A 26,493-nucleotide genomic window follows, 5' to 3' on the forward strand; every position below is an offset into this window, starting at 1 on the left:
TTTATGGGTCTGACATTTCAAATCGCGTGCCAACGAATGCGGTTCCGCACACGGCGGCAAAAACATGCGAGCGGATCAATGGTTAGGAAAACGGCCATTTGTCTGCCGAATGGCAATTTGTGCGGCGCAGCATTGGATGACTGATTTATGAGCGCGGACGGTCGTTGCTGCCCAAATCATGTGCTGACGCGGTGCTGGCCGGGAATGGCAGCGGCGCGGCCCCGAAACCGGCGCCGCCGGTCTTGGACCGCATAATCGACGGCTGAGCCGGCATGGCTGCTCGGCGGCGGCTCAGGCGCCGACGAGCAGTTCGCTCTTGCCGACCGCGGCCATGTCGCCGCGGTAGCGGCGGGCGCGCAGCGGGATCAGATGGGCGGCGTCGGGCGCCTCGGCGGCGATCCAGCGCTTCAGCAGCATCGCGAAGGTCGCCGCCCAGGAGCCGGTGTCGACGAAGGTCGGCGCCAGTTCGCCCGGTTCGGCGAGGATCAGCGTGCCGCGCTTCATCAGCGTGCCGGGACGCGGGCCGGAGACCGGCGCGATGATCGTGCCGCCGCTCATGCGGCTGCCCACGTCGGCGCCGACACCGGTCAGCGAAACGATGGTGCCGCGCTTCATGCGGTCGCCGGCGCGGTCGCCGATCCGGCCGCGCACCAGCACGAAGCCGCCCTGCTGACCGGCCATGGCGCCATGGATCGCGCCACCGAGGAAATCGCCGGCATCGCCGCCGATCTCGATACGGCCGCCGGTCATGGCCGTCGCCGCATGCGGGCCGACGGAACCGGCGACGCTGATGGTGCCGGATTTCATGCCGGTGCCGAGCCGCGCGCCGGCATCGCCTTCGACGACGATCGTGCCGCCGGCGAGCTTTGTGCCGATGCCGTCGAAGCGCTCGGAGCCACCTTCGAAGCGGATCGTGTCGTCTGGTGTGCCCGAGACGTCGAACAGGTCGCCGACACTCGGCGCGAGCCGGGTCGTGCCGATAACGAGCGCGGCGATCTCGCCGAGCGACTTGCCCGCCAGTGCGACCGGGGTCAGGCCCGAAAGATCGAGGCGCTCGGGCACTTGCGCCTTGAGGCGAAAGGTCAGGGCCATCAGAGGAGATCCTTCAGGTGGAAGTGATGGCGGCCGAGATTGCCGCCATAATTGCCGGCCGACAGGCGGGTGATGCCGTTCTCGGGACCGAAACTCGCGGCGGCGTGCAGCGCCCGGCGCATCGATTCCTTGATCGCGTCGAAGGAAAGCCCGTCCATGACCAGCTCGAGCACGCATTCGGTGTCCGGATCGAGTTCGGAGCCCGGATCGCCGCGCAGGTTCGGGCAGAACGCGTTGTTGGTCGAGGCGATCATGCCGGCGTATTTCGAGCCGACCTTCGAGCCGGAGCGCACGATGCCACCGGGGAACGGCAGGATCACGTCGCGCACGGTCGAGGCGGCTTCGGCCGCCGCCTCCGCCGCGGCCAGCACTTCGGCATGGCTGCGGCCGAGGATCAGCACGTTTCCGCCGCCGATCGCGCCTTCCGCGAGGCCGGTCGTGTGCTCGACCAGGAACTCGCCGTCCATGACCGGCACGCGCCAGTAGCGCGTGGGGCCGAGCTTCTTGGAGATCTGGTTGCCGTCGCCGAAGTAGCGCAGCGTCGCGCCGAGCTTCAGGCGCTTGCCGCCCTCGATGCCGGAGAAACAGGCCGAACCCGGGCTGGTCAGCACGCATTGGCCGACGCGGTTGCGGAGCTGGGTCTCCAGCCCGCCGCCATCGAAGCCGAAGATCAGCACGCGCACGCCGGGACGCCCGTCGGGCGTCTCGTCGGGAGTGAGATAATGGTCGATCGCCGCCTCGCAGCCGCAGGCGATCACCGAGGTGGCGAAGCCGGTCATGGTGCGGGCGGCGATGTCGGCCCATTTTTCGTTCGGCGCGGTGATGACCACACCCGTCGCGGCCATGTCGAAGGCCTCGGCGAAAGTGTCGTCGATCCGGACGCCGTTGAGGCTCAGTTCGCGCATGGTTCGACCTTGAAGATGTCGCGTTCGCCGAAGGCGCGGGCCGGCACCGCGAAGGCGGAGCGCGGCACGCCGAAGCGGTCGGCGATATAGGTTTCCATCGCGCGGTCCATCTGCGCGTCGTAGCCAGGGGCGAGCACGTGGGTGCGGCTCTGGCGCCAGCCGAGGCAGCGGCCGTCGCGGACGACCGGCTGGCCGTCCTTGAGCACCAGCCGCGCCGCGGAGAACATCGCCGTGCGATCGGCGAGGTCGTCGTAGATCGCGACGTCGGCGACCGCGCCGGGCTTCAGGTGGCCACGGTCGTTCAGACCGAGAAGCCGGGCCGGCGCGGCGCGGGTCATGATCGCGACCTCGGTCATCGAGTATTCGCGGTCGAGCGCTGCGACGTTGGAGCGGTTCTTCGCCTCCTCGGGCATCGCCTCGACCCAGGCCCGGCGCTCACCGGCGTCCATGAGCAGATGCAGGATCTTCGGATAGGAGGTGAACGGGCCGCCGTTCGGATGGTCGGTGGTCATCAGCACACGCCACGGATCGGGCGAGAGCAGGAACAGCTCCATGCCGATCGCCCACTGCAGCTGATTGACCCAGCTCTTCTGCTTGTAAGGGATCGGCACGACGCCGCCGCCTTCCGCATCGCCGTCGACCAGCGCCCATTTCTTCGGGCTCGCGTAGGTCGCGCCCGAATACTGCTTGATCACGTCGAGCGAGATCGTGACCGTCGGCCCGAACATGACCTGACCGACGTCGACGGTGATGTTCGGGTTCGCCGCCACCGCCGCCGCGATCTCGGCCGCGCCCGAGCGGAACAGGCCGGCCTCGTGGGCGAGATAGGAATAGAACTGGATGTGGGCGAGGTGCAGCCGCCGGCCTTCCGCGGCCGCGATGGTCTTCTCGACTGTTTCGACCGCGCCGGGCACGCCGAGGTTCGAGCAGTGCAGATGCACCGGATGTGGCACGCCGAGCGTCTCGGCCGCGTCCATGATCGAGGTGATGATCTTGCGCGAGGTCACGCCGTAGTGCGGCACGACGTCGTCGAGATCGAAGGTGCGGACGTTGCTCTTGAACGAGGCCGCGCCGCCGGCGTTGACGACCTTGATGCCGAGCCCGCGCGAGTTCGCCAAGGCATAGGCGACGCTGTCGCGCACGGCGGTGGCGCTCTCCTGCGAGCGCAGCAGGGTCAAGAGGTGATCGTCGTTGCCGACGACCGACAGCGCGCCCTTGTCGATGACCGGGATATCGGCGAGCTCGAGATGGGTCTGCAGCGCGTGGCCGGGCGGCAGCGCCGGCTCGATCACGGTGGTGAAGCCCATCTCGGCATAGAGCCGACCGGTTTCCCATGTCGACCAGCGCGCGGTCGCGAAGGGCAGTTCCTCGGGCGAGGGCGCTTCGTTGACGTGCAGCTCCGGCAGGAGCAGGCGCGACAGCGCGACGTTGCCGCCGGCGATGTGGGAGTGGATGTCGATGGCGCCGGCCATGACGATCTTGCCGGAGACGTCGATGGTCTCGTCGACCGTCTCGTGTTCGGCCGGCGCGGCGACGATCCGGCCGTCGCGGATGTAGACGTCGGCGACGGCGTCGAGATTCTGTTCCGGGTCGACGACGCGGCCGCCCTTCAGCCTGGTCAGCATCAGGCGTGTCCTCCACGGCGGTGCGGCGCGAGCCGCGCGGCGATGCCGTCGAGGACGGCGGCGGCGGTCGGCAGATCGGCGGGTGCGCTCGGCTCGATCCAGGCGAAGCCGTCGCGCAGGTCGTCCACGATCGAAGCGCCGTGATGGACGCCCGGCACGCCGACCTCGATCACGACATCGGCGTCAACGGCGGTGCCCGGTGCGACCAGTGCCACGGTCGGGCGGCGGCCTTCCCACGCAGGCAGGTCGGGGCCGAGCGGCGCGACCCAGACCACGGCATCGGCCTCGCCGGAGGCGACCAGCCGGTCGGCGTCGTAGGCCCAGGGATCGAAGGCCGGATAGCCGCGGCCGAAGCCGACGCGCAGTGGGCCGCCGGTGGTCCAGGCCGAGACGAGGTTTGCGGCGCGGCCCTGATAGGGCCCCGGCGCAGGCAGCGTCGTCGCGCGGGTGACGAGGTTCAGGTCCTTGACCAGACCTTGCACCAGCTCCGCGCCCAGCGCGCCGAGCTCGGCGCCGTCGTAGATCACCACGACATAATGCGCCGCCTTCAGGCGTTCGACCGCGGCATCGACCTCGGCCATCGGCAGGCCGGGGCGACGGCGCGACCGGCGAGCCGGGCGCGGGCGAGGCCGAGCAGCTTGGTCGCGTTCGACGGCAAGACGCCGAGCTGCGACAGGCCCTCGGCCGGGAAGCCGGCGAGTGCCTCGACCGGCACGCCGACGGCGAGCACGTGGCGGTCGCCCCGCCAGGGATAGAGATCGCCGGCCTCGAACACGCGGGCATCACGGGCAGCGGCGACCGCATGGGCGCCGACCAGCACAACGAGGTCGGCGCGGTGGCGCGCCTCGGCCGGGGTGGTCGTCATCGCGCCGGCGTCGGCGAGGACCCGGAGGTCGACGTCGAGGTGGGATGCGGCGGCGTGGTCGATCGCGGCGCCGGCGGTCGCGGCGAGCCGCAGGGCGGCGCGGACGCCGTCCACGTCAGTCCCGAGACCGGCAACGAGCGGCAGCCGCGCGGCCGCCAGCAGTTGCGCGGCACGGTCGATGGCCGCGGCGATGTCGCTCGGCCGAGTGTCGATGAACGCCGACACGCTTCCTCCCATTGTCTTTATCGGAGCGAGAATGTCACCCGGCCCCGGCTCGCGCAAGTCTCGGAGCCGTAAGGTAAATCGGGCGCCTGCACGCGTGCTGCGGTCGTACTCCCATTGTGCGGTCGCAGCATGCGGGCGGCTTCGGCGGCCGATCGCCTTGAAACAAAACCGGCTTTTCGTCGATGCGCCGCGGTCGGGCCGATCCTCTGTCGGTCCGGGCGGGCAGCGCGAGCGCGGCCATGACGGGACAACGCGCCGCAGGTCCAGCATGAGATTTTCGTGAGAACGCCGCGCGTCGATCGGTCCGCGCGGCAGGCACGGCGCGGCGCCCGCCGAGGCCGTTGCGAATCAGGCGCCGCTGGTCAGCGTCACCGGTCAGTCGTAGCGGACATAGGCGAAGCGCAGATCCTTCTCGGGCGTGCCCTCGAGGCCCTGTCCCTCCTTGCCGGGCTGCCACATCACGACCTCCTCGATCTTGCGGGCGAGGGCGAAATCCTTGTCGGTGATGCCCTTGGCGTGGTGGTTCATCAGCCGGACCTCGACCCAGGCATAGGACGCGGTGAGGTCGGGATGGTGCCAGGCCGCTTCGGCGAGGTGGCCGACGGTATTGATCACCATCAGCGTGCCTTTCCAGCTGTGCGTGCGGTAGGTCCGGCGGATCCAGCCGTCCTCCAGCCGCCAGGTCGGCAATTCCGCCGCCAGACGGGCCTCGATCTCCTCGGGCGAATAGACCTTTTCCTTCGGCGTCTCGCTCATCGTTGCGCTCTCCCCTCCGCTTGGCCACTATGCGCGCGCCGAAAGATCGCTTGTCGATGACGATCTTCGGCGGCACGGGCTTCTCGCCCCGATCGCGATGTCGCAGATCGGGATGTCGGGGCCCGCGCCGGAGTTTCGCATTATCGATCACGAGGGGGAAGAATGGCGGGCGAGGAGCCGCGGCCGGTAGAAGTGCGCGTCGAAGCGCCAGCGCGGTTGCACATCGGGTTTCTGGATCTCAACGGTGATCTCGGGCGCAAGTTCGGGTCCATCGGCCTCGCCATCGATCGCCCGGCCGTGCAGCTCAGGCTCCGGCGCGCGTCGATCCCGAGCGTCTCGGGCGCCGAGGTGCAGCGTGCCGCCCGCTATCTGAAGGCTGCGAAGGATCTGTTCGGCATCGCCGAGGCCTACGAGCTGATCGTCGCGGGTGCCATTCCCGCCCATGCCGGCTTCGGCTCGGGCACGCAGCTCGCGCTCGCCGTTTCGGCGGCCGTGGCGCGGATCGAGGGCCGCCACTTCGATCCGGTCGCCCATGCCGAGACCTTCGAGCGCGGCGCGCGTTCGGGCATCGGCGTCGCGGCCTTCGCCTCGGGCGGCTTCGTGGTCGACGGCGGGCGTGGTCCGGGAGACCGGGCGCCGCCGGTGGTGTCGCGGCTCGATTTTCCCGCGGACTGGCGCATCGTGCTGGTGATCGACACCGGGGTCGACGGCGTCCACGGCGAGGCCGAGACGCAGGCCTTCCGCGACCTGCCGGCGTTCCCGGCCGCGACCGCCGGGCATCTGTGCCGGCTCGTGCTGATGCGCATGCTGCCGGCGCTCGCGGAGCACGATCTCGACAGCTTCGGTCGCGCGGTGACGGAAGTGCAGGAGCGGGTCGGCGATCATTTCGCCCCGCGCAGGGCGGCGGGCGCTTTGCCTCGCCGGCGGTCGCCGAGGCGATCGAGGCGATGAAGGCGCTCGGCGTCGCCGGCGTCGGGCAGAGCTCCTGGGGGCCGACCGGCTTCGGCGTGGTCGGCTCGCAGGCGGAGGCGGAGCGGGTCGTCGCTGCCCTTGCGCTGAAGAACCGCATGCCCGATCGTTTGAACTTCGTCATCGCAACGGGCAGAAACCACGGAGCGCGGATCACGGTGGCCTGACGACGCCGGGGTTCCACATACCGGCGCGCGCCCCGCGCCAGTCGCAGAACAACAATCGGGAGTGAGGGAACGAAATGGCCCGCCAGATCCTGCATATGCTGACGCCGCTGAAGCACATGAGCCCGTTCGACGTGAACATGGCGGCGGACGCCGGCTATGAGATCATCGCGACCTACACGGACGTCACGATCGAAGAGGTCCGCGGGCTGGTCCAGGACGCCATCTTCTCGCGCTCGCCGAACGATGCGGCGAAGACCGGCATCTTCTTCGCCGGCAAGAACGCCATCCAGGCGCTCGACATGATGAAGATCGCCGAGGAGAGCTTCGTTCCCCCCTTCGAGGTCAACCTGTTCGCCGATCCGGCCGGCTCGTTCACGACCGGCGCCGGCATGATCGCGTGCACCGAAAAGCTGCTGAAGACCAACTTCGGCACCGGCCTCAGGGACAAGACCGTCACCATCTTCGGCGGCACCGGCGTCGTGTCGTTCTGCGCCGCCGTGCTGTGCGCGCAGGAGGGCGGCAAGGTCAGCCTGGTCGGCTATGACGGCGTCAAGCGCGTGGCCGATATCGCCAAGGAGATCAAGGCGCGCTTCGGCGTCGAGGTGACGCCGGCCGACGGCTCGGACGACGAGAAGAAGCTCGCGCTGCTCGCCGACACCGAGATCGTGCTCTCGGCCGGCCCGGCCGGCAAGCAGCTCGTCACGGCCGAACAGCTCGCGACCGCGAAGAACCTGCTCGTCGCCGGCGACGTCAACGCCGTGCCGCCGGAAGGTGTCGCCGGCGTCGCCGCCTTCGCCAATGGCGAACCGGTCGGCGGCAACAAGGGTGTCGCGCTCGGCGCCCTGGCGATCGGCAACGTCAAGTATCAGGCGCAGCATCGCCTGTTCCGCAAGATGATCGAGCATGGCCGCCCGCTGACGCTCGACTTCCGCGACGCCTTCGTCGAGGCGCGCGCCTTCGTTGGCTGACGGACCGACGGTCCTGATCGCGGCCCAGTCGGGCCGCGCTCTGGCGGAAGCCGCCCGCCGCGCCGGCTTCCGCCCGCTGGTCGCCGACCTGTTTGCCGATCTCGACACGCGACGGGCGGCGGAGGCTGTCGAACAGGTACCCGGCCGCATCGGCGCGGGCTTCCGGCTCAAGGATCTCATTCCCGCCCTCGAACGTCTTGCCGCCGCGGCCGCCTCGCCGCCGGTCGGGCTCGTGCTCGGGCCGGGCTTCGAGGATCGGGCGCGGGCTGTCGAAGTGCTCGATCGCCGCTTCGGCATGATCGGCTGCGGTCGCGCGGCGGTGGCGGCGGCCAAGAGCCCGGAGCGGCTCGCCGCGCTCTGCCTCGAACTCGGCGTGCCGCATCCGCCAGTCCGGCGCGATGTGCCCGACGACGGCGGGACCTGGATCCGTAAGCGCATCGGTGCCTCGGGCGGCGCGCATGTGCGGGTCGCCCGCCGGATCGGGGCCGTTCGGCGCGGATACTATGTCCAGCCGCTGATCCCCGGTCGCTCGGCGTCGCTGACCGCCTTCGCCTGGCGCGGGGCCGACGGCGAGCGTGGGCTCGCGCCGGTCGGCTTTGCGCTGCAGATCGCCGATCCGACCGAGGGCCATCCGTTCCGTTTCGGCGGCCTCGCCGCCCCGGCCGCGCCGCCGCCGACGATCGCCGCGGCCGTGATCGACGCGGCGCGCCGGCTCGCGGCCGCGATCGGGCTGGTCGGGATCGTCACGTTCGATTTTCTGATTCATGATCGAACCGCCGTCGGCGATGCCTCGGGCGCGCCCGACGGCAGCGACACTTGGACGCTTCTGGAAATCAATCCGCGGCCGGGTGCATCGCTCGACGTGATGGATCGGACGGGAGTACCTCTGTTCGCCATGCATGTCGCATCCGTGCGAGACGGACCTGTCGATCCGGGCAGTCTGCCCGCCACGGTCCGGGCGCTGCGGACGGTCTATGCCGATCGGCCGATCGAGCGCCTGCCGGCGATCGACTGGCCGGAGTGGGTGCGCGATCGGTCGGAGGCCGGAGTTTCGATCGGTGCGGGAGAACCGATCGCGACGGTGGTCGCGGACGCACCGGGCACGCCCGATGCGCTGAATGAAGCGATGAACGAGGCCGAGCGGCGTATTGCGCTGGTGCGCCGCCTGGCCGCAGACGACTTGAACGACAAACGGCGGGACGTCGATGACGCGCCCGATCGAGAGGTTATGGGGGATCTGGAATCATGAGCAGCATCAGCGTCAACGCACTCGCCGCGCCGCTCGTCCGGGCCATGGAGGCCGACGCCGCGCTCCTGCGCTGCAAGGTCACGACCGGACCGCTCGGCGCCTGTTTCGTCGATGCGGGCGCGACCGTGACCGGTGGCGTCGAGGTTGGCCGCCGGCTCGCCGAGATCTGCATGGGCGGTCTCGGCCAGGTCTCGATCGTCGCCTCGCCGGCGACGCCGCGCTGGCCCTTCGCGGTCCGGGTCGGCGCGCTCGATCCGGTCGTCGCCTGTCTCGGCAGCCAGTATGCCGGCTGGGCGCTCTCCGACGGCGACTGGTTCGCGCTCGGCTCCGGTCCCGCGCGCGCGGTGTGGGCAAAGGAAGATGTGTTCGCCGACATCGGCTATGCCGACAAGCAGGCCACTTCGGCCGCGCTCGTGCTTCGAGACCGCGGCTCCGCCGACCGAAGGCGTGGTGCGGCAGGTCGCCGAGGCGACCGGGCTCGCGCCGGAGAAGCTGACCTTCCTCTATGCCCCGACGCAGAGCCTCGCCGGCTCGACCCAGGTGGTCGCGCGCGTCCTCGAAGTGGCGCTGCACAAGGTGCATGCGCTGCACTTCCCGATGGACCGGGTGATCGACGGCTTCGGCCTCGCGCCGCTCGCGCCGCCGTCGCCGGACTTCGTCACCGCCATGGGCCGCACCAACGACGCGATCATCTACGGCGGCTTCGTGCATCTGTTCGTCACCGGTCTGGATTCGGACGCGCACGAACTGGCCGAGAAGCTGCCTTCGACCACGTCGCGCGACTTCGGTGCGCCGTTCGGCGAGGTGTTCAAGCGCTTCGGCGGCGACTTCTACGCCATCGACTCGATGCTGTTCTCGCCGGCCGAGGTGATCGTCACCGCGGTCGAGACCGGCACGAGCTTCCGCGCCGGCGGGATCGCGACCGCGCTGGTCGATGCCTCGTTCGGCGGCGGGCGCTGACGGCGATGGTCGCTTTCCCGGAACACCGGGCATGGCGTCGAGGCCGATCGGGATGACCGGCACGGCTTTCGACGACCGTGTCGTCCTGTTCGCCGACGGCCGCGACTGGCATGTCCGCGGCCTCATCGCCGGCTTCGAGCGCCGCGGCGTCGAAGCCGCGATCGTGCCGCTGGAGCGGATCGATTTCCGCTTCGGTGGTGCGGGCCGCGAGCCGATCGCGATCCCCGGTTTCGATGGCCGATTGCCGCGGGCGGCCTTCGTGCGGACGATCTCGGCCGGCAGTTTCGAGCAGGTCACTCTGCGGCTCGGCATTCTGCACGGGCTCGCGGCGACCGGTGTCACGATCTGGAACAGTCCGCGCGCGATTGAAGCCTGCGTCGACAAGTCGACCACCACGCTGCGCATCGCCCGCGCCGGACTGCCGACGCCCGAGACCTGGGTGACTGAGGATCCGGCGCGTGCCCTCGCCATCGTCGAGGCGGAGGCGAGCGAGGCGACGCCGCTGGTGGTGAAGCCTCTGTTCGGCGCACAGGGCAAGGGGCTCGCGCTGGTGACGAGCCCACAGTCGCTACCCGGTGCGGCGGCGGTCCACGGCGTCTATTATCTGCAACGGCTGGTCCGGCCGAAGGACGGCACCTTCCGCGACTACCGCGTGTTCGTCTCCGGCGGCGGCGTGGTCGCGGCGATGCGGCGCGAGGCCGAGGTCTGGCTGACCAACGTCCATCAGGGCGGCCGGCCGAGCCGTTGGGACCCGCCGCGCGCGGCGGCCGAGATGGCGCTCGGTGCAGCGAAGGCCGTCGGCGCCGACATGGCCGGCGTCGACCTGATCGAGGACGGGAGGGCGGCTTCATGGTGCTCGAGGTCAACAGCATGCCAGCCTGGTCGGGGCTGCAATCCGTCATCGAGACCAAAATCGCCGATCGGATCGCGGCCGATCTCTGCCGCGCCTGCGGTCTCGGCCGTGCGGTCGAGCCGGCATGACGGCGACGGGGCCCGACGCGGGGCCGTCGTCAGCGGGTGCCGGTCCGGTGCCACCGCCGGATGCGGCGATCGATCCATTGATCCGCGACGCCTTTCTGGCCGCCTGCCGGGCCGAGTTGCAGGCGCTGAAGCCCGGCAACGTGCATGTCCACGCGCCCGGCCATCGCATGACCGTGGCCGATTTCGAGGCGAGCGCGGCGGCGGCGGCGCCGTTCGTCGCGCGGCGCGGCGCCTCGGTCGGGCGACGGGTGCGCGAGGGCGTCGAGGCGACCTTCGCGGCGGTCGGCACCAACACCAATCTCGGCATCCTGCTGCTCTCGGCGCCGCTCGCGGTCGCGGCCGAGCGGCGTGCCGCCGCGCTCGCGCAAGGGCGCGCGTCGCCGTTCCGGGCGGTGCTCGGCCAGGTGCTGGCAGAGCTTGGTCCAGGGGATGCCCGCGACGTGTTCGCCGCGATTCGGCTGGCCAACCCCGGCGGGCTCGGCGCGGCGGAGGAGCACGACGTGCGCGCGGAGCCGACGGCCGGTCTCATGGAGGCGATGCGCGCCGCCGCCGACCGCGACAGTATCGCGGCCGCCTATGCAGAGAATTTCGAGGCGCTCTATCGGCTGGGTCTGCCTGTCATCGGGGCGCTTGACCATGGTGCGGCAATATTACCCGATACCGTAACGGAAATATTCCTCACCTATCTGTCGGCCCTGCCCGACAGCCACGTCGTTCGAAAGTGGGGCAAAACCGTCGCCGAAGAGGTGCGGCTCAGTGCCGCGGAATATCTGCAAAAGCGCGGTTCGCCGGGCTTCGAGCACTCGCTTCTCGGCTGGGACAGCGCCCTGAAGGCGCGCGGAATCAATCCGGGCACCTCGGCGGATCTGACAGTTGCCACGATTTTTCTACACCTTATCGATGGGGATAAGTAAGAACACTTATGCCGGGTGGCTTGCCGCTCCGGCGGCGGCAGTCTAGGCTCCGCGCGTCTGGGAAGTACCGTGATATCTGGCGAACCGGTTTGGGAGACCGAACGCTGTAAACAGGGATACACGGGGAAGAGCGGCCGGCACCGCCGGGCCGCTCTTGATGTGTCATTGGGAGGTATTTCACATGGCTAAGATCGATAAGGTTCTGGTCGGCGAGTCGCTCGTCGGCGATGGCAACGAAGTCGCTCACATCGACCTGGTGATCGGACCGCGCGGTTCGGCTGCCGAGAGCGCGTTCGTCAACGCCCTCGCGAACAACAAGGACGGCTTCACGACCCTTCTCGCGGTCATCGCGCCGAACCTGCCGTGCAAGCCGAACACCATCATGTTCAACAAGGTCACCATCAAGGGCGCCAAGCAGGCCGTCCAGATGTTCGGCCCGGCTCAGTACGGCGTCGCGAAGGCGGTGCAGGATTGCGTCGCCGACGGCACGATCCCGGCGGATCAGGCCGACGACCTGTTCATCCTGGTCGGCGTGTTCATCCACTGGGAAGCCGAGGACGACGCGAAGATCCAGCAGTACAACTACGAAGCGGTCAAGCAGTCGATCAAGCGCGCCGTCGCCGGTGAGCCGAAGGCTGCCGACGTCACCGCTCAGCGCGACTCGGTCAAGCACCCGTTCGGCGCCTAGGAAGGAAACCACCCTGGGCAGCCGGAAACCCCGGCGATGCCGAAGGGGCTGCTCCAGCGGTTGGTTGCCATGTTCTTCGGCAAATGAAGAACACACGAGGACGGCCAAGGCCGTCCTCGTCATTTCAGCGATCGATCCGGGGCGCATGCGCCTTCGGGCACAGGGTTATTCCTTGGGGCGGCTCATGGCCGCCCCTTTCGTTTTTGTGGGCTGCGCTCGTGCCGGCGTGCGGCACCGGGCTGCCGGGCTCGGCCTGCCCGCCCGCGAGGTCGTGTCCTCACATCCGCCCGATCGCCGCGAGCGCCGCCGTGTCGAGGCGGCCGTCGTGCAGGGCGGTCGCGACCAGGGCGCCGCTGATGCCGTCGGTCGCGAGGCGGGCCATGTCGGCGAGGTCGCGGACGCCGCCGGCGGCCCAGATCCTGACATCGCGCCCGGCGGCGCCGGCGCGGGCGCGGAGCCCGCTCAAGGTCTCGAAGTCCGGCCCGGCGCCGGAGCCGACGCGGGCGAGCGTCATGGCGATCACATCGTCCGGCCAGGTTGCCGGGTCGTCGCGCAGCGCCGGTGGGCCGATGAAGGTTTCGCCGCGAAAGTCGATCGACAGGATGGCGCCGACACCGGACCGGACCGGTTCGGGGGCGCTGATGGCGCCGGCCGCAGTCGTTGCGGTGGATGGGGGGCTCCCGAGTGCCCGCGGCAGGCTCGCGTCCTGCTGGCTCTCCGAGCCGATCACCAGCCGGACGCGGTGCGCCGTGGTGTAGTCGCGGGCGCTCGCGAGATCGGCGATGCCGTTGTCGAGCCAGAGTTCGAGGTCGGGAAAGCGCGCGGCGATCGCATCGATCGCGGCATCGTTGCGCGGGCGGCCCTCGATGCCGTCGAGATCGGCGATGTAGAGCTTGCGGAACGGGTGCAACGCCAGCAGTCCGGCGGCGATCGCGAGCGGCTCAGGCGACGGGCTGAGCGGCGTTTCGATCGGCGCATAGGAGGCTCGATCGCCCATGCGGGCGCGGACGACGAGGCCGTGCTTCAGGTCGATGACGGGCACGATTTCCAACCGGCTCTTCCTTCTCATATGCGCGCGGCATGCATGTCGATCCGCCTGTCGCGGTTCGTGGTGATCCCGTGGTGGCCGGTGCTCGGGGTCGCCGCCGCTGGCAACGGCCCCCGGGCCTGGCCGGCTCCGGCGTCCCATGGACCGTCGTTCGATCGATGCCCGGTCGCTGGCCTGTGCACACCGAGAGCGACGTTGCCGGGCATCGCGTCGCGTCGCACGCGCCGAACCTTGGCATTGCCGCCGTCCCGTGCCAAGGGCTTAGCCGATCAGCCGGATCGCCCGGTGCGGATCGCCCGGTGCCGGTCGCCGGACGGCGCCCGGGCGTCCGGTCCGGGGCATGGGGCAGGGCCGCGCGAGGCGCGCCCGGTCGACAAGATGCGCGTGGGAGGCACGATGACGACGACGATCGGCTGGGATATCGGGGGCGTGCATCTCAAGGCGGCGCGGGTCGAGCGTGGCGGCGACGGCGTGGCGCGGGTGACGGCGGTGGTGCAGGAGCCCTGCGCGCTTTGGACCGGGCTCGATGCCTTGCACGCCGCCTTCGACCGCGCGCTGGCCTCGCTCGGGGACGCGGATGCCCATGCCGCGACCATGACCGGCGAGCTGGTCGACTATTTCGCCTCGCGCGCCGAGGGCGTCGCGACGCTCGCGACCATCGCCGCCGCGCGGCTGACCATCGAGGGCCGGGCCCCGCTGATCTACGCCGGCCGGGCCGGCTTCGTCGCGGTGCCGGAGGCCGGCGCGCATGCGCTCGACGTCGCCTCGGCCAATTGGCACGCGACGGCGGCGCTCGCGGGCCGGGCGGCGGGCGCGGCGCTGCTCGTCGATATCGGTTCGACCACAACCGACATCGTGCCGGTCGACGCAGGGGGCAGCCGGGCGACCGGTTACACCGACGCCGAGCGGCTGGCGACCGGCGAGCTCGTCTACACCGGCGCGGTCCGGACCATGCTGATGGCGCTCGCCAACCACGTGCCGTTCCGTGGCCGGCGGGTCGGCACCATGGCCGAGTATTTCGCGGTGATCGCCGACGTGCATCGGGTGCGCGGCGTGTTGCCCGACGGCGCCGACCAGCACGGCACCGCCGACGGGCGGGGCAAGTCGGTCGCGGAGAGCCGGCTGCGGCTGTCGCGCATGATCGGTGTCGATGTCGCGGAGGCGAGCGAGGCCGAGTGGCTGGCGCTCGCCGAGCACTATGCCGGCCGTCAGCTCGATCTGATCGAGGATGGCGCGCGGCAGGTCCTGTCGGCGGTGCCGCTCGGACCGTCGGCGCCGGTGGTCGGTTGCGGCGTCGGCCGGTTCATCGCGCAGGATCTCGCCGGCCGGCTGCGACGACCCTATCGCGATCTCGCCGATCTGATTCCCGCGGTCTCGGCGGAGGTCGCGGCTCAGGCGGCCAATTGCGCGCCGGCGGCCGCGGTCGGGCTCGCCGCCGCGCTCATTTCGTCCGGCGGATGAAGGCGCCGAAGGCGCGCGGGCCGTCGCCGACCGGGATCGATCCGACCTTCTTCAGCGTGGCGACGTCGATCACGTCGAGCACGTTGTCGGCCCAGGCGGCGACGTAGATCTTCGTTCCGTCGGCGCTCGCGGCGATGCCCTCCGGGTAGCCGTCGGTCTTGATCGTCGCGATGCGGGTCAGGCTCACCGCGTCGATCACCGAGAGCTGGTCGTCGTGTTGGTCGGTGACGAAGGCCTTGTCCCCGGCGAAGGCGATCACATAGGGCGTGCTGCCGGTCTTCACCCGCGCGATCTCTTTGCGGCTCGCGAGGTCGACGATCGAGACGTCGTCGGATTTGACGTTGGCTGTATAGGCACGCCTGCCGTCCGGCGACAGCGTCACGCCGAAGGGATGCGTGCCGACCGGCACGGTCGTGACGACCGCGCGGGTCGCCGTGTCGATGATCGAGATCTGGTTGGAGTCGCGGTCCGCGCTGATCAGAAAGCGCCCGTCGGGCGTCGGGGCGAGGCCGGACGGGCTCTCGCCGGTCTTGATGGTGGCGGTCACCGCACCCGTCGCCGGATCGACCACCGAGACATGATGGAAGTACCAGTCCGCGACATAGAGCGGCGCGCCGGAGGGGCCGAGCGCGATGCCGAGCGGGCCGCCGTTCATCGGGATCTTCGACAAGACCGTGCGCGCGGCCGTGTCGATCACGGTCACGACCTGAGCCTCCGGGCTCGTCACATAGGCGCGGGCGCCGTCGGGCGAGACGGCGATGCCGGCCGGCTTGCCGCCGACCGGGATCGTCGCCACGACCTTTCCCGCGTCGAGATCGACGACGCTGACATCGTCGCTGCCCTGATTGGTGACGAAGGCCTCGTCGGCACGCGCCGGCGAGGCCGCCCCGAGCGGGGCGACCGAGAACAGGGCCGCCGCGAGCGTCAGCCCGGCGGCGGCGGTCCGGCGGCGTGCGATGGAGGCGAAGGGCCTCAGTTGGTGCCCTCGATCTTCTTCTTGAGGTTCTCGAGGCCGGCCTTGTAGAGGCCGACGACGGCGGCCTTCGAGGCCTCGTCGTTCAGTTCCGGCGGCGGATCGTTGTTCATGTAGCCGCGGTAGAACGCGCCCCACCACTCGACCTTGCTCTTGTCGGCGCCGAGCGAGGTGACCGTGATGCGCGACGAATAGTCGTTGACCGGCAGCACCTTCACGTCGACCTTGGCGATGCGGTAATGCAGCTGCATGGCGGCCGCATCGTACTTGTCGAGCGTCTCTTCGACCGTGGCGCCGCCCTTCAGCGTCAGCGTGCGCGCCGCCTTGCCGGGCGTGTTGCCGTCGGTGCCGGTGGTCTTTTCGACGACCGGGATCCAGCCGCCGTCCTGGAAGTTGCCGACCACGGCCCAGACCTTCTCGGCCGGAGCGTTGATCTCGATCGTCTCGGTCACCTTCTGGCGGGTGGGTCCATGCGCGAGCGCGGCCGTGGCTGAAAGGGCGACGGCGCCGGCGAGCGCTACGGCGGTGACGAACGTCTTCATGCGTTTCCTCCGGTTATGCCGAACCCCGGTCGCATCGGGCTGACCCGTCTCCGACCGGGGAGGCTTCATTCCTATTCTGCACGGACGCGGCGCGCCGCTCACCTTGGCGTGAGCCGGGTGAGCGCTCGTGTCGCACCCTGTTCGCCCATCGATAGCGCGTTGTGGCGCTTCGGGAAATACGACCTCGGTCCAGCGAGCGGATCACGCCGGCGCCTGATCGGCGTCGACGTAGTGCGCCTGGATCTTGTCGAGAATCCAGCCCCAAGCCTCCATCTCGGCCGGGCCGGCGGTCTTGTCGATGGCGATCTTCAGATAGGCGAGTTCGGTCTCGACCTTGTCGGGCGACAGCATGCCGAGGCGCGTCGACAGGATCGCGGCCTCGAGCACGGCCGCCTGGGCGCGGTTGAAGCCGAGGAAGGGCGTGTGGCTCGCGGCATGGACGACGCGGCAGGCGAAGCGCGGCCGGGTCGCGTCGTCGGTGAAGCCGACGACCTCGAGCTCCATGTGGCCATGGGCGTCGGCCAGGCGTACGCCGTCGACCTGTTCGGCGGGCAGCATCGGCCAGTCGCGCCGGCCGGTGACGTGGCCGGCGATCACGCGCACATCTGACGGGCACGAGGCGACCGCGAAGGGGTGGCGCGCCAGATTGTCGATCGCCGGGGAGGGCCGGAACGGCGCCAGCACCCACTCGGCGCCGGCCTTGCGCTCCGCGTCGCTGGCGCGGATCAGGCCATAGGGCGCGACATGGAAACGGCCGTCGGCGTTCCGGGTCGCGACCACGGTTTCCAGGATGAAGGTCATGGCGCGTCGGTTCCCTCCGGGTCCGGGGTCTCACCAGCCGCAGCGGCGGCATCGCCGGAAGTGTCCTCCGGGCCATCGTCCTTGGCCCCGCCCTTGCGCTGGCGGCGGGTGGCGAGCGTGTGGCCGGCGTCGCGCAGCCGGGTCAGATCCTCGGCGCCGCGCGGGGTGGCGACGCCGAAGTCGAGCGGCTCGTCCTGGGCGTAGCGCTTGCCGAGCGCATGGGCGAGCTCGGCCTTCATCAGTTCGGTGCCGAGATAGAAGGCGTGGCCGCCATCGGTCTCGACGCCGAGCTGCGGGAAGAACTCGAGCGCGTCGCGGCCGACCGCATGAACGTCGCGATTGTAGATGTGGACGCCGTCCTCGGCGACCTCGATGCGGTAGTTCTTGTCCTTCACCTGCGCCGCCGCCTCGGCGATGCCGGCCGGCGTGTTGGCGTAGGGCCGACGGTCGTGAAGACCGCTCAAGGCCCCCGAATAGCCCTTGGGCAGGCCGCCGTCGCGCTTGGCGGCGTACATGATCCGGCGGGCGAGGTCGTGTTCCTCGATGGTGCGGCGCGTGTGCGGGCTCACCTGCACGACCAGCACCGCGCCGATGTCGAGCTCCGAGCAGATGCCGAGGAGCGTGGCGGTGATGCCGGTCGTGTCGGCCTCGGTCAGTTCGGTCAGATTGCCGGTGCCCATCAGCATCGGCGCTTCGGGGAAGCGGTCGCGGAACGCCTGGTAGCGCGTCACCGAGCGGGTGAAGCCGAAATGGATCGGGTCGAGGATCGGGTCGGCCAGATAGGGCAGGCCCCAGGCCTCCATGCGCTCGACCGCGCGATAGAGGCTGTCGAGGTCGTGCGGCCGGGCCGGCACCAGCACCGGCACGGACGCGACCTCGCGGGCGAGGTCGAGCGTGTCCTCGTTGAGCGAGAGCAGGAAGTCGGCGCCGGCGAGCGCGCCGGTCCTCAGTTCGTCGACCGAGGCGGAATCGACGCTGACCCGGAAGCCCTCGGCCTTCAGCGCCCGCACGGTGTCGGCGAGATGCGGGAACGGCGTATCGGGCAGGCAGCCGAGGTCGATCACGTCGGCGCCGGCGGCCGCGAGCACCCGCGCCTTGGCGACCACGCCGGCGACGTCCATCTCGGCCGCATCGACGATCTCGGCGAAGATGGTCAGGCGGTGCTCGGAAAGGTCGGGCTTCTTCTGGCCGCGGCCGAAGAACTGCGGCAGGTCGACCAGCTCGTCCGGCCCACGGACCACGGCCGCGCCGAAATGGTGCGCGAGCGCATCGAGATCGGCGCGGCAGCGGCCGGGCACGATGATCTGCGTCGCGCCGTCCGGGATCGTGACGCGCCGGCGAATGATGTCCTCGGTCATCAGCGCGGCGACCTTCACGCCGACGTCGACGATATCCCACTCGAAGGTCGTGCCGTCGGCGCGCTTGCCGGCGATCTCGGCCATCACCGTTTCGACGCGCGGCCGGGCGTAATGGCCGGTCAGGAGCACGATGCGTTCCGGCGCCGTCGCCGGCGCCAGCGGGGCGGGCGCGGCCGGGGCGGCGGGGTGCTTGTCGGCGGGTATGGCGGCCGGTTCGTCTCGGCGGTCGTTCATCGCGTCATGTCCGGGTTTCCGGTCCGGCCGGCCGGAGTGGCGTCTTCGTCTCGGGCGTCTCGCGGCTGCACCCTATCGTCTCGGGTCGGCGGTGCGAAGTCCGCCGGCGTGACGCGCCGGCCGAGGGATGTTTCGGGCTCGGCCAGTGCCTCGGCGAGGCGCGGCCAGTCGCGCGGGCCGACGAGGCGCACGATCGGGGCGCGTCCGGCACGGTCCATCTGCGGGGCGGCAAGTCCGGGCGCGGTCTGCGGTTCCGCTTTGCCCGCGGCGTCGGGTAGGGCCTCGGCTGCGAGGAAGTCCGGGAACGCCGCGTCGAGAATGTCCGGCCTCAGCCGCGTCGGATCATCGTCGGCGGCCGGCTCGGCCGACTTCACCAGCACGAGCGTCGCGGCACCGATCGCGCGGGCGACGATCAGCGCGGCGCTGTCGGAGGTCAGCGCCCAGCTCTCAGGGATGCCGGGGACGCCGGCGCGCCAGTTCGATGGTGTCCACAGCACCGGGCGGCTGGAACGCGCCGCGGCTGCCGCGACGGCGGCCTCGGCATGGATGGGGGCGCCGCCGAGCCGCTCGGCCAGCACCTCGGCGAAGGCGCCCATGGCGTCGAGCGCCAGCCGGTGGGCGAGGCCGTCGGAGAAGCCGAGCCGTGCCTGCGCGGCGCGCACCGCATCGGCGAACAGGCCGCCGCCCGGCACGATCACCACCGGCACCGGGCAGGCGACGACTTGGCCCAGCAGCGCGTCGAGCGCGTCCGATCCCATCAGACTGCCGCCGAGCTTCACGACGGCCACACGCGACTTCACGTTCACGGCAACCGGGGTGCCGGTCGGCGTCTCGCGCGGGGTCGCTTCGGGTGTCGGGGCGGTCATTCGGCGGCGTGGCGCGATGTCGCGGCGGCGCCCGTGGAGGCGGCCGTGGCGACGAGCGCGCCGAGGCCGGCGGCCGCGGCGCGGACGCGCTCGGGGTCGAGCGGGCGGGTGCGGTCGCCGCCCTCGCAGAGCCCGCCGCGGAAGCCGATCAGGTCGGGGCCGAGCGGCACCAGACGATCGATGTCGGCGACCTTCAGCGAGCCGGCGAGGCCGGTCATCAGGCCATGCGATCGGGCATGGCCGATGAAACCTGCGAGTGTATCGAGACCCGTGATGGTCAGCAGGCCGTCACCCTTGCCCATGGTGTCGATCATCACGCCGGCAAAGCCCGCGTCGGCGATCCTCACAACCAGAGACAGGTCGAGGCCGTGGTCGGCGAGCAGCACCGCGACCAGCCTTGTCCGCCCGGCGAGGCGCCGGCCGAGCGCGGCGACGAGTGCGGGCCGGTCGAGTTCCGGGTAGAGCCCGACCTTGACCATGTCGACGCCGGTCGCCGCGATCCGATCCGCCGCGACGAGCGCGGCATCGGCATCGCGGTGATCACCGATCACCGCGGTCACGAGCCGGTCGGCGAACGAGGCATTCGCCCGCACGGCGCTCACGATTCCGGTCACGGTCTCTGGCGTCAGCGCGCCGAGCGGGCCGGCGGAAGGATCCTTCGCGTCGATCAGATCCGCGCCGGCCTCGGCCGCGAGCAGGGCCTCGGCCGGGGTGGAGACGCTGACGAGAAGGCGGGTGCGCGGGCGCGACATGGCGATCGGATCGTTGGAGGAGCGGCGGTTCGGCGGCACGATAGTCGAGCCGGCGGCGCGACGATAGCCGTCCGCGTGTCGCGGCTTCCGATCCGTGATGAAGGGGCTGATGTTTCGATTCCGCCGGCTCGCGTGAGCGGCGAGGCGGTTGTTCAACCACTTCAACAGCGGGCAGATTCACGAGTCGGCAGAATCGGTTGCGGATGATCGCTGCGGGCGGGAATCATCGGCCTGCGGTCGTGGTTCCGGGCGAGCGAACAGCGTGGGCCGTCGGTGTGGGCTTGAAATTTCAGGCTGAGATTTCACTTCAGCCGCGGTTCGCTGAGCCGGTTCTTGAACAGCCAGCGGACGCCGCGCAGCCACATCTCGTCGGTGTCGCCGTTGACGTCGACGCTGACCGAGCGGACCAGATCGCCGCTCGCGGCATCGCGGACGGCAATGTCGAAGTGGATCAGCACCGGGGTCAGTTTCTGCACTCGGCCGAGCACGGAGAGCTCGGCGCCGGCCGCCTTGGCGATATCGGCCTCGCAGCCGTTGCATTTGGTCAGTGGGCTCTTGTCGTCGATCTCCTTGGCCTGGGGCCCGAGATCGACGACGGCGTAGGAGGCGCCGGCGAGCAGCTTGCGCATCTCCTCGGAGACGAGCGTCAGGCGCCGTTTGTCCTCGGCCGAGGCGCCGCCGTTCATGAGCGCCATGGCGGCCGCGGCGGGGTCGCCGGTCGCGTCCTGCGCCGCGCCCGGGTCGCCCAGCTCGAAGGGAAGGACTGCAACCGTCGCGGGTGCGGCTTCGGCGGATCCAGGGGCACCGAGGAAGGCCGCGAGCACCAAGGCGGCGACCCTGCCCGCGCGCCGTAAGGTGGCGTTCGGCGATGCTGTCGATGCCGGGTCATGGCAGACGCCGGTTGCATCACGGCGACCGACCTCGGCCGTAGTCGGTGCGGTGGCGGCCATGGCGGACATCCGGCGGACGGGGGGCAATTGAGCGCTCATGGAGCCAAGGGTAGGGCATCCCACGGGGTGCGCAAGAGTGTCGCGGCGGATGCTTCGAACCGCGCGAAGCTTAGGGAACTCTTACGCTATTTGAGTTGCCAGTCGGTCCCCCCCTGATAAGGTCCGCCGCAAAACGGCATCCGGCGGGACACGTATCCGGCCGGCCATCATCCGGGAGGATGTCCATGACGAAGGCGAACCCCTTGGCGCGGGTCGCGCTCATGACGGCCGTCGGCGCGGCATTCGCGGCGACCAGTTTCCTGTTCGGGGCTGCTCGGGCCGAGGCCGACGAACTCGCGGTCGGCATGCTCTGGCAGAAGCGGCCGCCGCCGGACATCTACGACGCCGATCCGCCGCCCGACGACGAGGGCATCGCCGGCGGCCAGCTCGCGATCAAGGATACCAACACCACCGGCCGCCTGATCGGCATGTCGTTCAAGGAGGAGGAGAAGGTCCTCGAGCAGGACGACGATCCGATTCCGCCGCTCAACGAGCTCCTCGACGCCGGCATCAAGTTCATCATCACCAGTCTGCCTTCGGACAAGCTGCTCAAGGTGTCGGACGCGGTGAAGGGCAAGGACGTCGTCCTGCTCAACGCCGGCAACGCCGACGACCGGCTGCGGCAGGAGGACTGCCGCGCCAATGTGTTCCATGTCGCGCCGTCGCGGGCCATGCTGACCGATGCGCTGGCGCAGTTCCTCGTCTTCAAGCGCTGGCGCAAGTGGATGGTCGTCTACGGCCCGCACGACGGCGACAAGCTCTATGCCGACGCGCTGCGCAACTCGGCGAAGAAGTTCGCGGCGAAGGTCACGGCCGAGAAGCTCTGGGAATTCGGGCCGGACGGCCGCCGCACCGCGCAGCAGGAGGTGCCGCTGTTCACGCAGGGGCTCGACTACGATGTCGTGGTGATCGCCGACGAGGCCGGCGAGTTCGGTCAATATGTCGAGTTCCACACCTGGGATCCGCGTCCGACCGCCGGCACCGCGGGCCTGTCGCCGGTCAGCTGGGATCCGGCCGCTGAGCAGAACGGCGCGGTGCAGCTCAACAACCGGTTCAAGAAGCTCGCGAACCGGAAGATGAACTCGCTCGATTTCAACGCCTGGCTCGCGGTGCGCGCCGTGACCGAGACCTCGGCGCGGCTGAAGTCGACCGACTATGCCACGCTCAGGAAGGCGATCCTGTCGCCCGAGCTCGATCTCGCCGGCTTCAAGGGCGTCGGCTTCTCGTTCCGCGACTGGGACCAGCAGCTCCGGCAGCCGATCCTGCTCGCCAGCGCCGCCGCGCTCGTGTCGATGTCGCCGCAGCCGGGCTTCCTGCACCAGCGCAGCATTCTCGACACGCTCGGCGTCGACAAGCCCGAGAGCAAGTGCAAGCTGCAGTGACAGCCGGGACTGAGTGACCGGGGGTCGCGACGACCCGAAAACCATCAAGGCCGCACGGCTCCGCCCGCAAGCGGCCTCTCGATCCGGGAGGGATTACCCATGAAGAGCCGCATCGCCGCCGCCATCCTCGCGCTCGGCACGATCGCCGCCGCCGCACCGGCGGACGCCTATACCGTGTTCGTCTCCAACGAGAAGGACAACACGATCACGGTGATCGACAGCAAGACGCAGACCGTGACCAAGACCTTCAAGGTCGGCCGCCGTCCGCGCGCGATCACGCTCTCGAACGATCAGAAGGTGCTCTATATCTGCACCTCCGACGATCACCACATCGAGGCCTACGATACGACGACCTTCCAGCGCATCGCGACGCTGCCCTCGGGTCCGGATCCGGAGCTGTTCACGCTGTCGCCGGACGGCAAGTTCCTCTACGTGGCCAATGAAGACGATGCGATGATGACCACCATCGACATCGCCCAGAACAAGAAGGTCGACGAGATCCCGGTCGGCGTCGAGCCGGAAGGCATGGCGGCGAGCCCGGACGGCAAGCTGGTGATCGTGACGTCGGAGACGACGAACATGATCCACTTCATCGACGTCGCCAGCCGCAAGCTGATCGACAACGTGCAGGTCGATGCGCGGCCGCGCTACGCCGAATACACCGTCGACGGCAAGCGCCTGTGGACCTCGGCCGAGGTCGGCGGCACCGTGACCGTGCTCGACGGCGAGACGCGCAAGCCGATCAAGAAGATCACCTTCGAGGTGCCGGGTCTCAACAAGGAGGCGATCCAGCCGGTCGGCATCCGTCTGACCAAGGACGGCAAGAAGGCCTTCGTCGCGCTCGGTCCGGCGAACCGCGTCGCGGTGATCAATGCCGAGACCTTCGAGGTCGAGAAGTACCTGCTCGTCGGCCAGCGCGTCTGGCAGCTCGCCTTCACGCCCGACGAGAAGCTGCTCTACACCACCAACGGCGTCTCCAACGACATCTCGGTGATCGACGTGCAGAACCTCAAGACGATCAAGTCGATCAAGGTCGGCCGCTATCCCTGGGGTGTCGTGGTCAAGAACGACTGACGTGGGGCAGGAACCGCTGCGGCAACCCGGCAACGGGGTCATCCGGTCGGAGCCATGGTTCCTGCCGGATCACGCGTCGGGCCCGTGAGCGCATTCGCGCGTTGACTCGAGCCGGCCGCGACCGTCTCGATAGAGGCTTTCGCAGTTGGCGGATCGGACGAGGGAAGCGGAATGGTCGGAGTGATGGAAGGGGCGCGCGGCGCGCCGCCCGCGATCGGAGCCGGGCCGTTGGCGCTGGACATCGCGCATGTCAGCCACGCCTTCGGCGCCCGCAAGGCGCTCGACGACGTATCGCTGACCGTGCCCGAGGGCCGGTTCGTCGCGCTGCTCGGGCTCAACGGCGCCGGCAAGACCACGCTGTTCTCGCTCGTCACCCGGCTCTACGACAATGTCTCCGGCTCGATCCGCATCTTCGGCCACGACCTGCGCCGCCAGCCGATGCAGGCGCTCGCGCGGCTCGGCGTGGTGTTCCAGGCCAAGACGCTCGATCCGGAACTGACCGTTCTGCAGAACTTCACCTACCACGCCGCGCTGCATGGCTACGGCAAGGCCGAGGGGCGCCGCCGCGCCGAGGTGCTGCTGGCGCGTGTCGGCCTTGCGGACCGTATCGGCGACAAGGTGCGCAATCTCTCGGGCGGCCAGTCGCGCCGGATCGAGATCGCCCGCGCGCTCTTGCACGAGCCGCGCTTCCTGATCCTCGACGAACCGACCGTCGGTCTCGACATCAAGGCGCGCGCGGCAATCGTCGAGGTGGTGCGGTCGCTGATCCGCGACGAGGGCCTCAGCGTCTTGTGGACGACGCATCTCTTCGACGAGGTGCGGCCCGAGGACGATGTCGTGCTCCTGCACCAGGGCCGTGTGGTCACGACCGGCACCGGCGCCTCGATCGTCGCGGCGACCGGTCAGGACAATCTCCAGGCCGCGTTCCGACAGTTGACCGGCACCGCCGCCGAGGAGGTCCACTGATGCACGGAACGCTCGATCGTCCCATGCCGGCTGCCGAGCCGGCGCGATCCGTCGATGTCGGCCTGCCGCGCTTCGGCTATTGGCACTGTTTCTACGGCATCCTGAAACGGGAACTGCTGCGCTTCCTGCTCCAGCGCGGCCGGTTCATGTCGGCGCTGGTCCGGCCGCTGGTCTGGCTGTTCATCTTCGCCGCCGGTTTCCGGTCGGTGCTCGGCGTCTCGATCATCCCGCCATACGAGACCTATGTCCTCTACGAGGTCTATGTCACGCCGGGCCTGATGGCGATGATCCAGCTGTTCGGCGGGCTGCAGTCGTCGCTCTCGATGGTCTACGACCGCGAGGTCGGCTCGATGCGCATCCTGCTCACGAGCCCGTATCCGCGCTGGTTTCTGCTCACCTCGAAGCTCTTCGCCGGTACCGCGATCTCGGTGATCCAGGTCTATGTCTACCTCGCCATCGCCTGGTGGTGGGAGGTGGAGCCGCCGCACATCGGCTACATCATGGTGCTGCCGGCGCTGATCCTGTCGGGGCTCATGCTCGGCTCGATCGGCCTGTTCCTGTCGTCGCTGATCAAGCAGCTCGAAAATTTCGCCAGCGTGATGAACTTCGTGATCTTTCCGATGTTCTTCACCTCGTCGGCGCTCTATCCGCTCTGGCGGGTGCGCGAGGCGAGCCTGACGCTCTACTACGTCTGCAACTTCAACCCCTTCACCTATTGCGTGGAGCTGATCCGCTTCACGCTGCATGCGAAGTTCGACGTGCCGACCTCGTGGGATCAACTGGTCCTGATGTTCACCTCGATGGACAAGGGCAACGTGTTCGACCCGCTGTCGTCGGACTATCCGGGCTTTGTCGCGTTCCTCGTCGTGTTGTTGACCACGGCCGTGTTCCTCGGCCTGTCGATCCTGGCCTATGATCCGTCGCGGGGGCTCATCGGCCGCCGCGGTGGCCCTGAAGGAGCTTGATGATCATGTCGCGTTGGTTCTCCCGTCGTCCGCTCTCGCGTGTCCCCGACCGCCGAGACCCGGAACGCCGTGGCCCGGCCCGTGCCGCGCGCACCGGCTTCGCCGCGCTTGCGGCCGTGCTGGCCATGGCGGCAGCGACGTCGCAAGGACGGGCTGCCGCCGCCGATCCGGATTGGCCCTGCATCCAGGTGCGCAATCCGGAGATCTCGGCGACCGCGATCTGGGGCGGGCCGGAGCTGAAGGGCGAGGCGCTCGACTGGACCTCGGACTATAAGATCGCCAACGTCGTGCGCGAGATTGCCTCGCGGCGCACGCCGATCGAGCAGGCCGAGAAGACCATCGATGCCTTCGCCGCCGGCGAGGGGCCGAAGGATCTCCGCCTGACCCGGCTGTTCGTCGGCATGCTCGAGGTGGTCAATCAGGAGCGCCAGCGCGTGATGTCCGGCATCGTGCGCTATTCGCGCAAGCAGCACGCGCTCGCCGACCGGATCGAGAAGGTCGGCGACCAGATCAATGCGCTGAAGGCCGGCAAGCCCGTCGAGGGCGTCACTCAGGCCGACCTGCAGAAGCTCGAGGACGAACTCGTCTGGGACCGCCGCGTGTTCGACGAGCGGAACCAGGCGCTTCAGTATGTCTGCGAGAGCCCGGTCAACCTGGAACAGCGCGCCTTCGACCTGGCGCGGATGATCCAGGAGAAGATGTGAGGGAAGGGGTACAG

Annotated in this window: 27 protein-coding genes and 2 pseudogenes; 15 read left to right on the top strand and 14 right to left on the bottom strand. The window is 69.6% G+C overall.

Annotation, left to right across the window (positions count from 1 at the left end):
• Positions 1–291 precede the first annotated feature (291 nt).
• From ABS361_01765 to ABS361_01790, 6 genes are all read right to left on the bottom strand, one after another.
• Positions 292–1,092, bottom strand: a complete 801-nt coding sequence (locus ABS361_01765; GenBank protein ID XBY45050.1) for a formylmethanofuran dehydrogenase subunit C — start codon at positions 1,090–1,092, stop codon at positions 292–294.
• Entirely contained in the window at positions 1,092–1,997 is a 906-nt protein-coding gene (gene fhcD, locus ABS361_01770; protein ID XBY45051.1) for a formylmethanofuran--tetrahydromethanopterin N-formyltransferase, read from the bottom strand. Before fhcD ends, ABS361_01765 begins: the two co-directional genes overlap by 1 nt.
• On the bottom strand, positions 1,985–3,622 hold the full coding sequence (locus tag ABS361_01775) for a formylmethanofuran dehydrogenase subunit A (protein ID XBY45052.1): 1,638 nt from the start codon (positions 3,620–3,622) through the stop codon (positions 1,985–1,987). Before ABS361_01775 ends, fhcD begins: the two co-directional genes overlap by 13 nt.
• Positions 3,622–4,203, bottom strand: a complete 582-nt coding sequence (locus ABS361_01780) for a hypothetical protein (protein XBY45053.1) — start codon at positions 4,201–4,203, stop codon at positions 3,622–3,624. Before ABS361_01780 ends, ABS361_01775 begins: the two co-directional genes overlap by 1 nt.
• The gene (locus ABS361_01785; GenBank protein XBY45054.1) at positions 4,170–4,712 is read right to left on the bottom strand and encodes a hypothetical protein; all 543 of its coding nucleotides are present in this window, start codon (positions 4,710–4,712) and stop codon (positions 4,170–4,172) included. The genes ABS361_01780 and ABS361_01785 overlap by 34 nt, the downstream gene beginning before the upstream one ends.
• 375 nt (positions 4,713–5,087) lie before the next feature.
• The gene (locus ABS361_01790) at positions 5,088–5,468 is read right to left on the bottom strand and encodes a 4a-hydroxytetrahydrobiopterin dehydratase (protein ID XBY45055.1); all 381 of its coding nucleotides are present in this window, start codon (positions 5,466–5,468) and stop codon (positions 5,088–5,090) included.
• A gap of 162 nt (positions 5,469–5,630) precedes the next feature.
• Between ABS361_01790 and ABS361_01795 the strand changes: the two genes are divergently transcribed.
• The 9 genes and pseudogenes from ABS361_01795 to fae all read left to right on the top strand — a co-directional run bounded on the left by ABS361_01795 (position 5,631) and on the right by fae (position 12,364).
• Positions 5,631–6,419: a beta-ribofuranosylaminobenzene 5'-phosphate synthase family protein gene (locus ABS361_01795; GenBank protein XBY45056.1), complete on the top strand. Its 789-nt coding sequence runs from the start codon at positions 5,631–5,633 to the stop codon at positions 6,417–6,419.
• Entirely contained in the window at positions 6,416–6,604 is a 189-nt protein-coding gene (locus ABS361_01800; protein ID XBY45057.1) for a hypothetical protein, read from the top strand. Before ABS361_01795 ends, ABS361_01800 begins: the two co-directional genes overlap by 4 nt.
• A gap of 74 nt (positions 6,605–6,678) precedes the next feature.
• Positions 6,679–7,572: an NAD(P)-dependent methylenetetrahydromethanopterin dehydrogenase gene (locus ABS361_01805; GenBank protein ID XBY45058.1), complete on the top strand. Its 894-nt coding sequence runs from the start codon at positions 6,679–6,681 to the stop codon at positions 7,570–7,572.
• Entirely contained in the window at positions 7,565–8,821 is a 1,257-nt protein-coding gene (locus tag ABS361_01810; protein ID XBY45059.1) for an ATP-grasp domain-containing protein, read from the top strand. Before ABS361_01805 ends, ABS361_01810 begins: the two co-directional genes overlap by 8 nt.
• Positions 8,818–9,781 (top strand): annotated as a pseudogene (mch, locus tag ABS361_01815) (methenyltetrahydromethanopterin cyclohydrolase). Before ABS361_01810 ends, mch begins: the two are co-directional and overlap by 4 nt.
• A 52-nt stretch (positions 9,782–9,833) precedes the next feature.
• Positions 9,834–10,565 (top strand): annotated as a pseudogene (locus ABS361_01820) (RimK family alpha-L-glutamate ligase).
• Positions 10,566–10,630: 65 nt separating this feature from the next.
• Positions 10,631–10,762, top strand: coding sequence for a hypothetical protein (locus tag ABS361_01825; protein ID XBY45060.1), 132 nt, complete (start codon positions 10,631–10,633; stop codon positions 10,760–10,762).
• Complete coding sequence (locus tag ABS361_01830; protein ID XBY45061.1) at positions 10,759–11,676, top strand: triphosphoribosyl-dephospho-CoA synthase; 918 nt, start codon at positions 10,759–10,761, stop codon at positions 11,674–11,676. The genes ABS361_01825 and ABS361_01830 overlap by 4 nt, the downstream gene beginning before the upstream one ends.
• 181 nt (positions 11,677–11,857) lie before the next feature.
• Entirely contained in the window at positions 11,858–12,364 is a 507-nt protein-coding gene (gene fae / locus ABS361_01835) for a formaldehyde-activating enzyme (protein ID XBY45062.1), read from the top strand.
• Positions 12,365–12,641: 277 nt separating this feature from the next.
• On the opposite strand, the gene ABS361_01840 is transcribed toward fae, so the two are convergent.
• Complete coding sequence (locus tag ABS361_01840; GenBank protein ID XBY46778.1) at positions 12,642–13,406, bottom strand: HisA/HisF-related TIM barrel protein; 765 nt, start codon at positions 13,404–13,406, stop codon at positions 12,642–12,644.
• Between the two features lie 402 nt (positions 13,407–13,808).
• Here ABS361_01840 and ABS361_01845 point away from each other — a divergent pair, with 402 nt between their 5' ends.
• Positions 13,809–14,873: a hydantoinase/oxoprolinase family protein gene (locus tag ABS361_01845; protein XBY45063.1), complete on the top strand. Its 1,065-nt coding sequence runs from the start codon at positions 13,809–13,811 to the stop codon at positions 14,871–14,873.
• On the opposite strand, the gene ABS361_01850 is transcribed toward ABS361_01845, so the two are convergent.
• From ABS361_01850 to ABS361_01880, 7 genes are all read right to left on the bottom strand, one after another.
• Complete coding sequence (locus ABS361_01850) at positions 14,854–15,801, bottom strand: beta-propeller fold lactonase family protein (protein XBY46779.1); 948 nt, start codon at positions 15,799–15,801, stop codon at positions 14,854–14,856. The genes ABS361_01845 and ABS361_01850 overlap by 20 nt on opposite strands.
• 44 nt (positions 15,802–15,845) lie before the next feature.
• Positions 15,846–16,388, bottom strand: coding sequence for an SRPBCC family protein (locus tag ABS361_01855; protein ID XBY45064.1), 543 nt, complete (start codon positions 16,386–16,388; stop codon positions 15,846–15,848).
• A gap of 201 nt (positions 16,389–16,589) precedes the next feature.
• Positions 16,590–17,189 carry a DUF447 domain-containing protein gene (locus ABS361_01860; GenBank protein ID XBY45065.1) on the bottom strand — a complete coding sequence of 200 codons (600 nt, stop codon included), beginning with the start codon at positions 17,187–17,189 and terminating at the stop codon, positions 16,590–16,592.
• Positions 17,186–18,781: a DUF6513 domain-containing protein gene (locus tag ABS361_01865; GenBank protein XBY45066.1), complete on the bottom strand. Its 1,596-nt coding sequence runs from the start codon at positions 18,779–18,781 to the stop codon at positions 17,186–17,188. The genes ABS361_01860 and ABS361_01865 overlap by 4 nt, the downstream gene beginning before the upstream one ends.
• The gene (locus tag ABS361_01870) at positions 18,778–19,647 is read right to left on the bottom strand and encodes a hypothetical protein (protein ID XBY45067.1); all 870 of its coding nucleotides are present in this window, start codon (positions 19,645–19,647) and stop codon (positions 18,778–18,780) included. Before ABS361_01870 ends, ABS361_01865 begins: the two co-directional genes overlap by 4 nt.
• Positions 19,644–20,399, bottom strand: a complete 756-nt coding sequence (locus ABS361_01875) for a (5-formylfuran-3-yl)methyl phosphate synthase (protein XBY45068.1) — start codon at positions 20,397–20,399, stop codon at positions 19,644–19,646. Before ABS361_01875 ends, ABS361_01870 begins: the two co-directional genes overlap by 4 nt.
• A gap of 302 nt (positions 20,400–20,701) precedes the next feature.
• Complete coding sequence (locus ABS361_01880; protein ID XBY45069.1) at positions 20,702–21,349, bottom strand: DUF3280 domain-containing protein; 648 nt, start codon at positions 21,347–21,349, stop codon at positions 20,702–20,704.
• Between the two features lie 224 nt (positions 21,350–21,573).
• Here ABS361_01880 and ABS361_01885 point away from each other — a divergent pair, with 224 nt between their 5' ends.
• The 5 genes from ABS361_01885 to ABS361_01905 all read left to right on the top strand — a co-directional run bounded on the left by ABS361_01885 (position 21,574) and on the right by ABS361_01905 (position 26,479).
• Complete coding sequence (locus ABS361_01885) at positions 21,574–22,770, top strand: ABC transporter substrate-binding protein (GenBank protein XBY45070.1); 1,197 nt, start codon at positions 21,574–21,576, stop codon at positions 22,768–22,770.
• A 99-nt stretch (positions 22,771–22,869) separates the two neighbouring features.
• Positions 22,870–23,844 carry a PQQ-dependent catabolism-associated beta-propeller protein gene (locus ABS361_01890; protein ID XBY45071.1) on the top strand — a complete coding sequence of 325 codons (975 nt, stop codon included), beginning with the start codon at positions 22,870–22,872 and terminating at the stop codon, positions 23,842–23,844.
• 171 nt (positions 23,845–24,015) lie between these two features.
• Positions 24,016–24,810 (top strand): ABC transporter ATP-binding protein, encoded by a 795-nt coding sequence (locus ABS361_01895; protein ID XBY45072.1) that lies wholly within the window; start codon positions 24,016–24,018, stop codon positions 24,808–24,810.
• Positions 24,810–25,775, top strand: a complete 966-nt coding sequence (locus ABS361_01900; GenBank protein XBY45073.1) for an ABC transporter permease — start codon at positions 24,810–24,812, stop codon at positions 25,773–25,775. The genes ABS361_01895 and ABS361_01900 overlap by 1 nt, the downstream gene beginning before the upstream one ends.
• Before the next feature lie 5 nt (positions 25,776–25,780).
• Complete coding sequence (locus tag ABS361_01905) at positions 25,781–26,479, top strand: hypothetical protein (GenBank protein XBY45074.1); 699 nt, start codon at positions 25,781–25,783, stop codon at positions 26,477–26,479.
• Positions 26,480–26,493: the final 14 nt, after the last annotated feature.

The sequence above is a fragment of the Ancalomicrobiaceae bacterium S20 genome, from assembly GCA_040269895.1.
GTDB lineage: Bacteria > Pseudomonadota > Alphaproteobacteria > Rhizobiales > Ancalomicrobiaceae > Methyloraptor > Methyloraptor flagellatus.